Source organism: Anaerosporobacter mobilis DSM 15930 (genome assembly GCF_900142955.1).
GTDB classification, from domain to species: Bacteria; Bacillota; Clostridia; order Lachnospirales; family Lachnospiraceae; genus Anaerosporobacter; species Anaerosporobacter mobilis.
This window is the reverse complement of the sequence record NZ_FRCP01000017.1, coordinates 63,122-77,143: the sequence shown is the minus strand read 5'-3', so window position 1 is coordinate 77,143 and position 14,022 is coordinate 63,122. Positions and strand designations below refer to the sequence as shown.

At 35.5% G+C, this 14,022-nt stretch carries 10 protein-coding genes; 8 read left to right on the top strand and 2 right to left on the bottom strand.

The genetic code is table 11. The features are described 5' to 3' along the window. Nucleotides 1–117 precede the first annotated feature (117 nt). Nucleotides 118–1,209 carry a PseG/SpsG family protein gene (locus BUB90_RS16365; RefSeq protein ID WP_073289520.1) on the top strand — a complete coding sequence of 364 codons (1,092 nt, stop codon included), beginning with the start codon at nucleotides 118–120 and terminating at the stop codon, nucleotides 1,207–1,209. 309 nt (nucleotides 1,210–1,518) lie between these two features. Here BUB90_RS16365 and BUB90_RS24135 read toward each other — a convergent pair whose 3' ends face one another. Continuing rightward, nucleotides 1,519–1,644, bottom strand: a complete 126-nt coding sequence (locus BUB90_RS24135; protein WP_278277304.1) for a hypothetical protein — start codon at nucleotides 1,642–1,644, stop codon at nucleotides 1,519–1,521. Nucleotides 1,645–1,760: 116 nt separating this feature from the next. Further along, the gene (locus BUB90_RS16360; RefSeq protein WP_073289519.1) at nucleotides 1,761–2,750 is read right to left on the bottom strand and encodes a DUF1796 family putative cysteine peptidase; all 990 of its coding nucleotides are present in this window, start codon (nucleotides 2,748–2,750) and stop codon (nucleotides 1,761–1,763) included. Between the two features lie 295 nt (nucleotides 2,751–3,045). Between BUB90_RS16360 and BUB90_RS16355 the strand changes: the two genes are divergently transcribed. From BUB90_RS16355 to BUB90_RS16325, 7 genes are all read left to right on the top strand, one after another. Beyond that, nucleotides 3,046–3,441 (top strand): tetratricopeptide repeat protein, encoded by a 396-nt coding sequence (locus tag BUB90_RS16355; RefSeq protein WP_084139322.1) that lies wholly within the window; start codon nucleotides 3,046–3,048, stop codon nucleotides 3,439–3,441. A gap of 209 nt (nucleotides 3,442–3,650) precedes the next feature. Then, nucleotides 3,651–5,402 carry a potassium-transporting ATPase subunit KdpA gene (kdpA, locus tag BUB90_RS16350; protein ID WP_073289518.1) on the top strand — a complete coding sequence of 584 codons (1,752 nt, stop codon included), beginning with the start codon at nucleotides 3,651–3,653 and terminating at the stop codon, nucleotides 5,400–5,402. A gap of 101 nt (nucleotides 5,403–5,503) precedes the next feature. Next, a complete protein-coding gene (gene kdpB / locus BUB90_RS16345; RefSeq protein ID WP_073289517.1) occupies nucleotides 5,504–7,561 on the top strand; it encodes a potassium-transporting ATPase subunit KdpB in 2,058 nt (685 codons plus the stop codon). A 193-nt stretch (nucleotides 7,562–7,754) separates the two neighbouring features. Then, the gene (gene kdpC / locus BUB90_RS16340) at nucleotides 7,755–8,360 is read left to right on the top strand and encodes a K(+)-transporting ATPase subunit C (RefSeq protein ID WP_073289516.1); all 606 of its coding nucleotides are present in this window, start codon (nucleotides 7,755–7,757) and stop codon (nucleotides 8,358–8,360) included. An 89-nt stretch (nucleotides 8,361–8,449) separates the two neighbouring features. Further along, nucleotides 8,450–11,140 carry a sensor histidine kinase gene (locus BUB90_RS16335; RefSeq protein ID WP_073289515.1) on the top strand — a complete coding sequence of 897 codons (2,691 nt, stop codon included), beginning with the start codon at nucleotides 8,450–8,452 and terminating at the stop codon, nucleotides 11,138–11,140. Nucleotides 11,141–11,175: 35 nt separating this feature from the next. Then, nucleotides 11,176–11,895, top strand: coding sequence for a response regulator (locus BUB90_RS16330; protein ID WP_073289514.1), 720 nt, complete (start codon nucleotides 11,176–11,178; stop codon nucleotides 11,893–11,895). A 153-nt stretch (nucleotides 11,896–12,048) separates the two neighbouring features. Next, a complete protein-coding gene (locus BUB90_RS16325) occupies nucleotides 12,049–13,647 on the top strand; it encodes an acyl-CoA carboxylase subunit beta (protein WP_242952561.1) in 1,599 nt (532 codons plus the stop codon). Nucleotides 13,648–14,022: the final 375 nt, after the last annotated feature.

The following is a 14,022-nucleotide window of genomic DNA, read 5'->3' as shown; positions in this document are numbered from 1 at the left end:
ATATAAATGATCTACAGAAGAAATATGTTTAATTAGTGGGGGAATAGTAGTATAGAATTCTAGGGTGTTAGTGCCGAAATTAAAAAGCTCATTAATAAATTAAAGGAAGTGATAAAAATGCTTTATATTCGAACTGATGCTAATCCAACAATAGCAACAGGACATGTTATGCGTTGTATATCAATAGCAAGAGAAGTTATGAAATTAGGGCAGAAAATAACATTTCTCGTAGCGGATGAGCATGTAAGAGAACTGATAGAAAGCAATGGATATTCATGCATTTGTATGAATTCTAAGTGGGATGATTTGGATTTAGAATTGGAACGGCTGATTCTGCTAATTCAAGAGTATAATATTGACAGATTATTAATCGATAGTTATTATGTAACGGAACACTATTTATCAGAACTGAGAAAACATACGAAGGTATTTTATTTGGATGACCTGGCTATGTTTCCTTACCCAGTAGATGTCTTAATTAATTATAATAATTATGTAGAAAAATTAGATTATCATTCGGGATATAATTGGAATGTTAATTATTTTTTAGGCTGTAAGTATATCCCTTTGCGAGAAGAATTTCGTGGTATTAAAAGAATTTTTAGGAATATAGTAAGTCGGATTCTAATAACAACAGGAGGAGCAGATTACTATCATGTAGCAAAGAAGTTTATACACTATCTTGAACAAGAAACATTATTACAAGAAAAAACAACAATGAAAACAAAGCAAAAGGAATTATTAGATAAGCGGCCTTATGATATACGAACAATACAATATCATATAATCGTAGGAAATTTCAATTCTGATAGAGAATATTTAGAAGAATTAGCAAGTAAATATCCACAAATTATTCTTCATTTTAATGTTACAAATATGTCTGAAATCATGAGAAACTGTGATATTGCAATTACTGCAGGTGGTTCTACCATGTATGAGTTATGTGCATGTGGTGTACCGATGATTACCTATACATTTGCTGATAATCAATTGTTAGGTGCAAAAGGCTTTGAACAATTAGGGGTTGCTAGTTATTGTGGTGATATTCGTAATGGGGAGTTGGATTTATGGAGAAGAATAAATGCAGCAATTAGGCAATATGCTACCAACCAAGAGTATAGGTTTAACATTGGAAGTAAAATGCAGTCATTAGTGGACGGTAAGGGTGCGATAAGATTAGCCAGGATCTTGACTAACCCCATTGTGTAAGTATACTCTAGAATTTAGATTAGGTCTGGACTAATGCTGTTGAATCTGACATGTCGTTCTTGTGAGTATGATCAAGGTAGAACATAGTAATAAAATTTATTTTGGCAATCAAAATACAATCCATGGAAATAATCCTAATTATGTGAATACTAAAATGAAACTCATAAGGATGAGCTTATGTGTAGCGAAAAGACTATGTACTACTACATTGATGTGTCTGTTTGAGGTCAGAAATATTGATCTACCGAGAAAAGTGCGATTTCGGGAATGATACAAAAGGCCAGATTTCAAAGTGGACTAAGATTTCACCTACTTATATAAAGTTGCATATGGAATGCTATTTTCTTTGCCCAGTCTTTTTTTCCATTCCACTAGCAAGGAATTTTTTAATAAAATAACACGTTCAGAATTTTTTCCTATTTTTGCTGTTGCCATACGACTACCTCCAAATTAATTATCGAAGTAATGTAATACAAAAAGCTTTAGGAGCTAGGCATGCTGGAGAAGATGTTTACAAATAAAACAGTTAATAATACTCTATTCAGCATCAATCAACCTACCCCAATCGGTGCCAGTCCATCATATAAAACCTTTTTATAAGACTCTTGAGAGAAATTCATATCTTTCAGGGTCTTTTCTATTTCTGTTGTATCACCATAGATACAGATTAATACAAAGACGTCAGAAGTATGTGATCGTAAGCTTGTGATATCTTTTAATTCTAATATTTCGCTAATCATACCGATCTTGGCTGGGTTACGATCTACAATCCAACCGATAGGTACAGAATCTTTTGTTATTGTTAAGTGTGCGACAATTTTTCTTCCTGCACCACCAAATCCCCATATTACCAAAGTCTTTTCCTTGGTATATTGCTTTAATGCCTGTACAAGAAAATACTGATATCCAATAAGTGAATAATTAGAAAGTACTTCTTTCCAATGTACATGATTCCCCATCCAGACATCATAAGCTAAATCAGGCTGATCAGATATTTCGTAGATATGTACATTATCGTATTTGCTTGGTATCGATCTAACACTAGTAGTATTAGTAGTATTAACGATTAGAAAATCAATAGTAGCACTAGGATTTAATGTTATTAAGCGTTGCAAATTTTCAATATCTATTTCAGTTGCATTGGTTCTGACAAATAGGATGGATTTTGATGTGCAGATTAAATCCATAAGGCGATTGATTCTGCGCTTATATTTTGTAATAAATCTATCGTATTCTTCATCGAATGGTTTAGCAGAATTAAAGTCGTGTAAACTGAGAAAACCGGTGGTAGAATCCATTACACTTGTGTGTTCTGGTCCGACATATTGTACAACAAGATTTTCTCTATTGAAAAAATCATTCCAATTGTTTAACAAAGTATCAACCACAGCAGCAATATTAGTTGTAACTAGCCAATCAAATAGGTTGGACTCAGAGCGAAGTTTATTCAAACGCATTTGATGTGCTGTCATGCAACGTTCACCTAGACTACATACCATTTCATAAGAATGAGAATTTGTATATAAGTTTGTATCTATCATAATAAAGTCCTCTTTATATTTTCTAATGTAAATTCAGATAATTAATCTTTATTACTTCTATTATATCATGAAAACACACGATTGTAATTGGGTAATTCAATACATTATTAGTAATATAGAGAAGGGGGTTAATTAACAATATTAACTATGTCTGATTAATTTTTACCCCATTTTAACATCCTACCCTACTATCCATACCCACATTTAATATAAATCATGTTAGCCTATAGAAGTAATAACAAATGCACACTTTATTATATGTACATTAACTAGGACAATATAGGAGGCATAGTTTATGGAAAATGTCAAAAGAGATAGTCAAATCAATATTACGAACAAAAGCTCAGTGGAGAAGGAAATTAATAATAAGTTATGTAATGAGATTAGGAGATTAATCAAGGATAAAAACTTTCTAACAGCAGAACAACAGATCAAGCATGCTATGAGTGAGCATGCACACTCACCAATACCTCATAACCTTATGGGGATATTACTGGAAACACAAAAAGATCATAGGCTTGCATTAAAACATTTTCGGGCTGCTTATGCTCTTGATCCTACGTATTGGCCTGTGAAGTACAATATGGATCAGTATGTAAGCTTTTTACCTATTAGTCATCTAGCTTATGATGAAGACGATGATTGTAATAAAAAGCAAGGTAAGCGTATTTTTACACACACTCTAGATTAAAAGACCATATCTATAAAATTTTAATACCATTTTAATACCCCACCCCCAATCCATAACCCTATTTTTATATCCAATCTGCTATTCTAATTCATGTAAAAACATTGGAGGTGGATAGACAGATAAGTTAAGCGTTTTATAGATTGGATAATACAAAGAAGAAACGTTGTATATGAAAAAATTGTTGCAATAGTAATTGGGAGGAAAAAAGCATGGAGACAGTAATCCAATATTCAATATATTTAATTATACTGATAGCCTTAGCAATACCCCTTGGCAGGTATATAGGAAAGGTTATGAACGGAGAAAAAGTCTTCCTATCAAGGGTTGGAAGGCCGTGCGAGAGATTGATTTATCGATTATTACATATTGAAGAAAGTGAAGAAATGACATGGAAGAGATATGCGTTATCAGCAATTTTGTTTAGTGCATTATTTTTAGTTACTTTATTCTTAATTATACTCTTACAAGGAATTTTACCACTTAATCCAGAAAAAATTGACGGAACAAGTTGGCATTTAGCTTTTAATACAGCAGTTAGCTTTATTACCAATACGAACTGGCAAGCATATAGCAGTGAGGCACAACTTTCATATTTTACACAGATGATTGGTTTAACTGTTCAAAACTTCGTATCAGCTGCGGTTGGTATCTCGGTATTGTTTGCACTTATTCGTGGATTTGTAAGAACGAAGACAAATGGAATTGGTAACTTTTTTGTAGATGTAACAAGATCTTTAGTTTATGTATTAATTCCATTATCAATAGTAGTATCAATTGGCTTAGTATCACAGGGTGTGGTGCAAAACTTTAAGAGTTATGATACCGTTCAATTAATTGAGCCTATTACAACAGAAGATGGTACCGTTGTAACAGAAGAAGTTGTTCCTATGGGACCAGCTGCGAGTCAGATTGCCATCAAACAATTGGGAACAAACGGTGGTGGTTTCTTTGGTGTTAATTCCGCGCACCCATTTGAGAATCCAACAATACTAGCGAACTTGCTTGAGATGATTTCCATATTGTTAATACCGGCAGCACTCTGCTTTACATTTGGAAGAAATATCAAGGACTCAAAACAGGGAAGGGCAATCTTTATCGCTATGTTTACGGTTTTAGTTATCGCACTTACATCGGTAGCTGTTAGTGAACAATTTGCTACTCCACAATTACAAGGCTCTGAAAGAAATAGCGAGGAGCTAGTGGATCTTAGTACGGACGGTCAAGCGGGTGGTAACATGGAAGGAAAAGAAGCTAGATTTGGAATTGCCTCATCAGTAACCTGGGGGGTATTCACTACAGCAGCTTCCAATGGTTCTGTAAACTCCATGCATGATTCGTATACACCACTTGGGGGAATGGTATTAATGCTTCTCATGATGCTTGGTGAAGTAATCTTTGGTGGTGTAGGTTGTGGATTATATGGAATGCTTGGTTTCGCTATATTAACGGTATTCATTGCGGGCTTAATGGTTGGTAGAACGCCAGAATATCTAGGTAAGAAGATTGAACCTTATGAGATGAAGATGGCTGTGTTCGTTTGCTTAGCAACACCAGTCGCTATCCTAATTGGTAGTGGTATTGCTATGGTAATTCCTTCTGTAGCAGATGGCTTGAATAATGCAGGGGCACATGGATTTTCGGAAGTATTATATGCATTTGCCTCAGCAGGCGGAAACAATGGGTCTGCATTTGCTGGATTAGGGACAGATACGCCATTCCTTAATATAGCAATTGGTTTATGTATGTTGTTAGCAAGGTTTGTACCAATGTTAGCTACTCTTGCAATTGCAGGTAGTTTAGCTAAGAAGAAAAAGATTGCAACTTCAGCAGGTACACTTTCTACTTCGAATGGTATGTTTATTGCTTTATTAATTTTTGTTGTTTTACTAATTGGAGCATTAAGTTTCTTCCCTGCGGTTGCACTTGGACCAATTGCAGAACATTTGCAGATGATTGCATAGGGAGGAAGGGTTGAAAGAATATAAATCTTATGAAAGGAGCCATGCACTGCTTTCTTTCAACCTATTTATTATGGCGGAATCACAAGAGGCTTGTGATATGCATGGAAATTAAAGTGAAAGACAAGAAAATACTCTTACATGCATTAAAGGATTCGTTTATGAAACTGTCTCCTAAGACACAAATTGGGAATCCTGTAATGTTTTTAGTATATATATCAGCAATTTTAACATCATTTCTTTTTCTCTTATCATGCTTTGGGATTAAAGATGCTTCTTCCGGATACATATTAGGAATAGCAGTTATTCTTTGGTTTACTGTACTGTTTGCGAACTTCGCGGAAGCAATTGCAGAAGGTAGAGGTAAGGCACAGGCAGATTCTCTGCGGGCTTCAAAGAAAGATATAGAGACGAAAAAAATCGATTCAATTGATCACAAAGAGGATTTTAAGCTAGTATCATCAGCAACATTAAGAAAAGGGGATCTCGTTTTAGTGAATGCAGGGGAACAAATCCCAGCGGATGGTGAAGTAGTGGAAGGTGCGGCATCCGTTGATGAAAGCGCAATCACTGGAGAATCTGCCCCAGTGATACGTGAAGCAGGAGGGGATAGAAGTGCGGTTACTGGTGGTACAATGGTTACTTCTGACTGGATTGTTATTCAGGTAACCAGTGAGGCTGGAGAAAGCTTTCTAGATAAGATGATTGCAATGGTAGAAGGTTCTTCAAGGAAGAAAACTCCAAACGAAATCGCCTTACAAATCTTCTTAGTAGCGTTAACAGCAATATTTATCTTAGTGACAGCTTCGTTATATAGTTACAGTTTGTTTTCTTCAAAACAATTAGGTCTTGAAAATCCTACCTCCATTACTTCATTAATTGCGCTATTAGTTTGTCTTGCACCAACAACGATTGGAGCATTGCTATCTGCAATTGGTATAGCAGGTATGAGCCGTTTGAATCAATCAAATGTACTTGCAATGAGTGGTAGAGCAATTGAGGCAGCTGGTGATGTTGATATCCTTATGCTTGATAAAACAGGTACCATTACACTAGGTAACAGACAGGCAGCGGAATTTATACCAGTCGATGGTCATACGGAGCAAGAACTAGCAGAAGCGGCACAGTTGGCGTCTCTAGCAGATGAAACACCGGAGGGGCGTAGCGTAGTAATCTTAGCAAAAGAGAAGTTTGGTATAAGGGAACGTAACCTAGAAGAGTTACATGTGAGTTTTGTTCCATTTACGGCAACCACAAGAATGAGTGGTGTTGATATGAAATCAGATAGAATCCGTAAAGGTGCGGCTGATTCCATCAAAGAGTATATAATTAATCAAGGTGGAAGATATAGTGGACAATGTGACGTGGCAGTAAAGTCCATCGCTAGTAAAGGTGGCACGCCACTTGTTGTATCTAAGAATAAAGAAATTCTTGGAGTTATCTATCTTAAGGATATCATTAAGGCAGGAGTAAACGAAAAATTCGCAGATCTTCGTAAGATGGGTATCAAGACAATCATGATAACAGGAGATAATCCATTGACAGCAGCTGCTATTGCAGCAGAAGCTGGTGTAGATGATTTCTTAGCAGAAGCGACTCCAGAAGGAAAGCTGCAGATGATTCGCGATTTTCAAGCAAAAGGTCATCTTGTAGCCATGACAGGAGATGGTACCAATGATGCTCCAGCATTAGCACAAGCGGATGTAGCGGTTGCTATGAATACAGGTACACAAGCGGCAAAAGAAGCTGGTAACATGGTGGATTTAGATTCCTCCCCAACCAAACTAATTGATATCGTAAGAATTGGAAAACAGTTATTAATGACAAGAGGTAGTTTAACTACATTCAGTATCGCAAACGACTTAGCGAAATATTTTGCAATAATACCGGCTCTCTTCTTAGGATTGTATCCCGAATTGTCAGCACTTAACATTATGCATCTTCATAGTGCAGAAAGCGCCATATTCTCCGCAATTATTTATAATGCATTAATCATTATCGCGTTGATTCCGTTGGCATTAAAGGGTGTTAAGTACCGTGAAGTTTCAGCAGGTAAGTTGTTATCATGGAACCTACTTGTATATGGTGTAGGTGGTATTATCGCTCCGTTCATCTTTGTTAAATTAATCGATTTGTTACTAGTAGCGACGGGATTATTTTAAATGCTAGTCTTGTTATAAATAATAAGATTAAGTAACGAAAATTAACTTTATGGTTATCCTATCATGAGGTTGTGCACTTTGTGACATAACGGGTGGGTCAAGAAACTATAAAAGAATATCAAGCGTTTTAGTTAAACAAATAAAATAACAAGTACGAAACGAATTAGGAATTAAGAATTAAGGAGGAATCATCATGAAGTCAATTAAGATCTTGCTAAAACAAACAGCAACGTTCATACTTATAACAACTATTGTATGTGGTGTTATCTATCCGCTTGCAGTAACAGGAATTTCACAACTTTTCTTTAAAGATAAAGCAAATGGTAGTATAATTGAGGTAGATGGAAAACAATATGGAAGTAAATTACTTGGTCAGAAGTTTACAGGGGATAGATATCTATGGGGACGTGTTATGTATGATAATACAGGGACATATCATGATGAGGAAGGCAATGCGTTGTATTATGCAGGACCATCAAATCTGACACCGGCTAGTGAGGATTATCGTTCCTTAATTACAGAACGTGCCGAAGCTATAAAAGCTTCAAATCCAGCCATGATAAATCAGAAAGTTCCAGTTGATTTAGTAACGGGTTCTGGTAGTGGTCTTGATCCTCATATTAGTGTTGCAGCCGCCATGTATCAAGTAGATAGAATAGCAAAGGTGAGGAATATATCTACAGAACAAGTAGAGGATATCATTAATCAATATACCACAGGAAAATTATTGGGGGTTCTTGGAGAAAAGGTTGTTAATGTTCTTGAAGTAAATTTGGCACTTGACGGAATTCTGAATTAGATGAATCTAGGAATCTAATTGGGATAACAAAATCAAGCGGTATATGGGAGTGGTAGTCAACGCTTGATACATGTAAATGGAGCTAAGATATGGAAGAAGTAAGAATGAATCCGGAGGCAATTCTTGATAGAATTGTCTCTGATGAAGAGAATGTAGGAAAAGGAAAATTGAAGATCTTCTTTGGCTATGCAGCAGGTATAGGGAAAACTTATGCTATGCTGCTTGCTGCGCATGAGGAGAAAAAAGCAGGCATTGATGTTGTAGCTGGTTACATAGAACCACATGCAAGACCAGAAACAATGAAATTAGTAGAGGGTTTAGAGGTTTTACCACCGAAAGTAATACCGTATCAATCCATTGAGCTGACGGAATTTGATATTGATAGTGCACTTAAGAGAAAGCCGAATATTATACTAGTTGATGAACTTGCACATACCAATGCGTTTGGAAGTCGTCATCTTAAGAGGTATGAGGACATTAAAGAACTACTTAATGCTGGGATTAATGTCTATACAACTGTTAACGTACAACACATTGAGAGCCTTCATGATTTAATTGCACAGATTACAGGAGTTATGGTAAGAGAGAGAATCCCAGACTCTGTGTTTGATGAAGCAAATCAAATAGAGATGATTGATATACAGCCAGAGGAATTAATTGCTCGTCTTGAACAAGGGAAAATATATAAGAAAGATCGTGTAAAAAAGGCGTTAGGAAACTTCTTTACCGAAGATAATCTAATAGCGTTACGTGAGATAGCACTTAGAAGAATGGCAGATTGGGTTAATCAAGAACAGAGTAAATCCATTCACCAATTAGGTAAGGAAGGGGCTGTGGGTGAGCATATCCTTATGTGTTTATCCCCTTCACCCTCGAATGATAAAGTGATTCGACAAGCGGCAAGGATGGCAAAGGCTTTTCACGGTAAGTTTACAGCATTTTATGTTGAGACACCAGAATCTTCAGATATGGATAAAGAGGACATTCAAAGGTTAAGGGAGAATACCAAGTTAGCTGCTCAATTTGGAGCTAATACGGTAACCTCCTATGGAAGTGACATTGTGGAACAGATCGCGGAGTATGCTAAGTTATCTAAGGTAACAAAAGTGGTACTAGGGAGAAGCTATAGTAAGAGAAGTCTGTTTTTGGTAAAGGAGAGTTTCTCCGAAAGACTTTCTAAGCTTTGTCCCTCTATTGAGATATTCCTTATTCCGGACAGCTATGATCAGATGTATCGGAAAAAGAAGAAGAAAACTACAAAGGTTCAGCCTTCTATTGTAAGCCTTGATATAGTTAAGACTCTATTATTATTAAGTGTTTCATCAGGTATTGCAATTTTCTTTAAATATATGGATTTGCAAGATTCGAATATAGTAATGACATATATACTAGGTGTATTGGTCACAGCGATAATAACAAAATATAAATTTACCAGTTATGTATATAGTTTTATAAGCGTATTTACATATGATTTCTTTTTTACTGATCCAAAACTTACTTTCAAAGTATATGAAGGAGGTTACGTAATCACTATTGTGATTATGTTAATTATGTCCTTAATTAGTTCAACTGTCACCCAAAAGGTCAAAAATGAAGCAAAGGTATCAGCAAAAAAAGCCTATCGTACAGAAGTATTGCTAGAGACTAGCCAGAAATTACAGCATGGTAAGAATACAGAAGATATTGTGTGGCGGACCATAAGGCAGATAGGCAAATTATTAGATAAGACAATCTATGGTTATGTTGGAGATCCAGAGAAGAATCCGAAACCAATCATCTACCATAGTAGCAGTAATATATCAACATCAATACCAAAAACAGAATTAGCTGTTGCAACCTGGACATATAAGAACAACAAGCATGCTGGCGCATCAACCACAACGTTACCAGGTGCCAAATGTCTGTATATGGCAGTACGGAATGGTGATAGAGTATTTGCGGTTATTGGAATTGAATTAAATGGAGAGGTGATTCAAGCATTTGAACAAGGAATCTTAGTGGCTATTCTGAACGAATGCGCTTTTGCGCTGGAGAAGGAAGAGCTACTTCTAAAGGAACGTGAGGTGGCAATTCAGTTAAAACAAGAACAACTACGTGCTAATTTATTGCGCTCTATTTCTCATGATTTGAGAACACCTTTGACTAGCATATCAGGTAACGCAAGTATGCTAATTGAAAACTCAGACCTAATATCCGCAGATAAGAAGCATGAGTTATATGAATATATATATGATGATTCGATGTGGTTGATTAATCTAGTAGAGAATTTATTAAGTGTTACGAGAATTGAGAATGGAACCATGCAGTTAGATTTAGAACCAGAACTAGTGGAAGATTTAATCATCGAAGCTATGAAACACATAGATCGAAAGTCAAAAGAGCATAGAGTATCGGTTGATGTAGAAGAAGTACTAGTAGCAAGAGTTGATGCAAAACGTATTATTCAAGTGATAATTAACTTAATAGATAATGCAATCAAATATACGCCTGCTGGGTCTCATATTGAAGTAGTTACCTGCAAAGAAGGGGAATATATAGCTATCGAGATACGAGATGATGGACCGGGAATTGATGATGAACAAAAGACTAAGATATTCACGATGTTCTATACCGTCAATGATTCTGTATCTGATGGGAGAAGAGGAATGGGGCTTGGTTTAGCCTTGTGTAAATCAATTGTAGATGCACATGGGGGAAAACTAGAAGTTCTCGATAACAAACCTAAGGGAGCTATCTTTCGATTTACGTTGAAATTAGAGGAGGTAAAGGAATTGCAGTAGACCATGTATTTAACTTTGGAAAGGAGCATGTTATTATGATAAATCAAAAATCAAAAATCTTAGTCGTAGAAGATGATAAACCTGTACGGAATCTAATTACCACTACGCTTGAGACTCAAGATTATAAGTACATTGTTGCTGAGAATGGTGCACAGGCTATTCTAGCAGCAACCTCTCACAATCCAGATATTATCTTACTTGATCTTGGTTTACCGGATATGGATGGGATTGAGGTGATTAAGAAGGTACGTTCTTGGTCGATGTTACCCATTATAGTGATTAGTGCAAGAAGTGAAGATATGGATAAAATCAATGCATTAGATGCAGGAGCCGATGATTATCTTACGAAACCATTCAGTGTTGCAGAACTTTTGGCTAGGTTACGGACTACATATCGCAGATTACAGCATATGAATGGGGTGATGGGCGAACCGAGTCAATCTTGTTTTATTAATGGTGATTTAAGAATTGATTACCCAAGTGCAACAGTAACAGTGAGGAATCAGGAGATACATTTAATGCCCATAGAATACAGTTTGATTTGCTTGCTAGCCAAGAATATCGGTAAGGTGCTTACGCATCGTTTTATATTAGACAAAGTTTGGACCAATGCGATTGAATCGGATATGTCTTCTCTTAGAGTTTATATGGCTTCACTTAGAAAGAAACTAGGAACGGGAGATAATAAAGAGCAGTATATACAAACTCATGTTGGAATAGGATACCGAATGGTGAAAATGGAAAATAAATACTAATTTATTTGATAATCAAAATAAATTAGTTGAAAATGAGATTGGTATCGGTTATAATCTATATTGCAACAGAACAATGTTTGAGAATTCTATATATGGTAATATTAGTAAAATAGAGTTCGAAATTCAATAGTAAGATGAGCGAGGTGTACTTTCTTGGAAGAACAGAAATCTTCAATATTTCCAGCAGGAATTGCAGAACTAAAGAACATAATCACAGAGAATATTCCATTTATGAAAGAAAAAGAATCGGAGTATGTAGATAAATATAAATTAGAAAAACAACATGATAAAGGTAAACTACATGCCATTGAACGTATTACAATGATTCTTGATAAGGATACTTTCAAAGAGATTGGATCACGAGTAACAAATCACAAGAGTGCATTAGGACTATGTGAAGATACATTACCTTACGATGGTGTCATAACAGGCTATGGATTTATTAAAGGTCAAAAAGTGTACATATATGCACAAGACTTTACAGTAATGGGAGGTACACTAGGTAATGAACATGGAAAGAAGATTGCACATGTTATTGAACTAGCAATTAAGACCAAATGTCCGGTAATAGGCATTAATGATTCGGGTGGAGCTAGAATTCAAGAAGGTGTTAGTTCACTAGCAGGATATGGTGATATCTTCTATATGAACACATTAGCTTCTGGCTATATTCCACAGATTTCAATAATTGCAGGACCATGTGCGGGTGGTGCAGTATATTCACCAGGTATTACAGATTTCATCTTTACAATTGATGAGGTAAGCAATATGTTCGTTACTGGACCAAAAGTTATCAAAAGTGTAACCAATGAAACAGTTACAGCGGAAGAATTAGGGAGTGCAAGAGTACATTCCACAACAAGTGGGGTTGCTCATTTTAGATATGAATCAGAAGATAAATGTTATGAAGGCGTACGGCATCTAGTTGAGATGCTTCCACAATATTATGGAGACAAGCGTACTTTCAAGCAAGAACCATATGTGAATAAGAATCAAAAAGCGTTAGATTCCATTCTACCTGAGCGTATGTCACAAAGTTATGATATGCGTCAAGTAATTGCTGAGATGTTTGACAAAGATAGCTTTGTAGAAATTCAAGCAGAATTTGCACAAAATATCGTTGTTGGTTTTGCTAAATTAAGTAATATCACCGTTGGTGTTGTTGGTAGTCAACCAAGATATGCGGCAGGTTCTCTAGATTGTGATGCAAGTGATAAGGGAGCTAGATTTATTCGTTACTGTGATTCTTATAATATTCCAATTATTACATTAGTTGATGTACCAGGCTTTATGCCAGGAGTAAATCAAGAGATGAGAGGAATTATTAGACATGGAGCTAAATTACTGTATGCGTATTCAGAAGCAACCACAATCAAATTAACCGTTGTACTTCGTAAAGCATATGGCGGCGCATATATCGCTATGTGTAGTAAACATCTTGGTGCTGACTATGTATATGCATGGCCTTCAGCAGAGATTGCAGTTATGGGTGCAGAAGGTGCAGTTGAGATTATCCATAGTAAAGAATTAAAGAATATACCGAAAGGTCAAATTGGTGAATTCATTAACGCGAAAGCAGATGAATATCGTGAGTCATGCATGAATGGTGATATTGCAGCTAAGTACGGATACGTAGATGAGATCATTAACCCATCTGAGACAAGGGAAAGATTGTATTCTGATTTAATTATGTTACGAGGTAAGAGTGAATTAACTGTTGTTCGCAAGAAACATGGCAATATTCCATTATAAAAAATAGGATTTATACAATAAATAAAAACGGCAAAATACCACTAGTTTAACTAGTGGTATTTTGCTATTTTTATTTTTGCTAGATAATGTTTTATTTTACTGATGTTCTCATATTAAAGTAATATCTATTATTAGATGTCAAAAAAACAGTAAAAATTATAAATAAATTAGTAAGTATAGAGTGAAATAATTTAGAATGCTCAATAAAAATAAAATAATTAATAAAAAATAATAAAGAATTACATAAAAATTATACAAGTTGACAAGGAAGGCAACAAGTAGCAATATAAAATTGTAAAGTATTTTATCTAAATGTCAAATATTAATAAGAGATTACTAATTTAAATCAAAGTTTAAATTAGTATCATTGACCTA

Coding starts and splice junctions, on each gene's coding strand:
- BUB90_RS24135 (WP_278277304.1), bottom strand. CDS start 1,644: ATGGCAACAGCAAAAATAGGAAAAAATTCTGAACGTGTTATTTTATTA.
- BUB90_RS16360 (WP_073289519.1), bottom strand. CDS start 2,750: ATGATAGATACAAACTTATATACAAATTCTCATTCTTATGAAATGGTA.
- BUB90_RS16365 (WP_073289520.1), top strand. CDS start 118: ATGCTTTATATTCGAACTGATGCTAATCCAACAATAGCAACAGGACAT.
- kdpC (WP_073289516.1), top strand. CDS start 7,755: ATGAAGTCAATTAAGATCTTGCTAAAACAAACAGCAACGTTCATACTT.
- kdpA (WP_073289518.1), top strand. CDS start 3,651: ATGGAGACAGTAATCCAATATTCAATATATTTAATTATACTGATAGCC.
- BUB90_RS16355 (WP_084139322.1), top strand. CDS start 3,046: ATGGAAAATGTCAAAAGAGATAGTCAAATCAATATTACGAACAAAAGC.
- kdpB (WP_073289517.1), top strand. CDS start 5,504: ATGGAAATTAAAGTGAAAGACAAGAAAATACTCTTACATGCATTAAAG.
- BUB90_RS16330 (WP_073289514.1), top strand. CDS start 11,176: ATGATAAATCAAAAATCAAAAATCTTAGTCGTAGAAGATGATAAACCT.
- BUB90_RS16335 (WP_073289515.1), top strand. CDS start 8,450: ATGGAAGAAGTAAGAATGAATCCGGAGGCAATTCTTGATAGAATTGTC.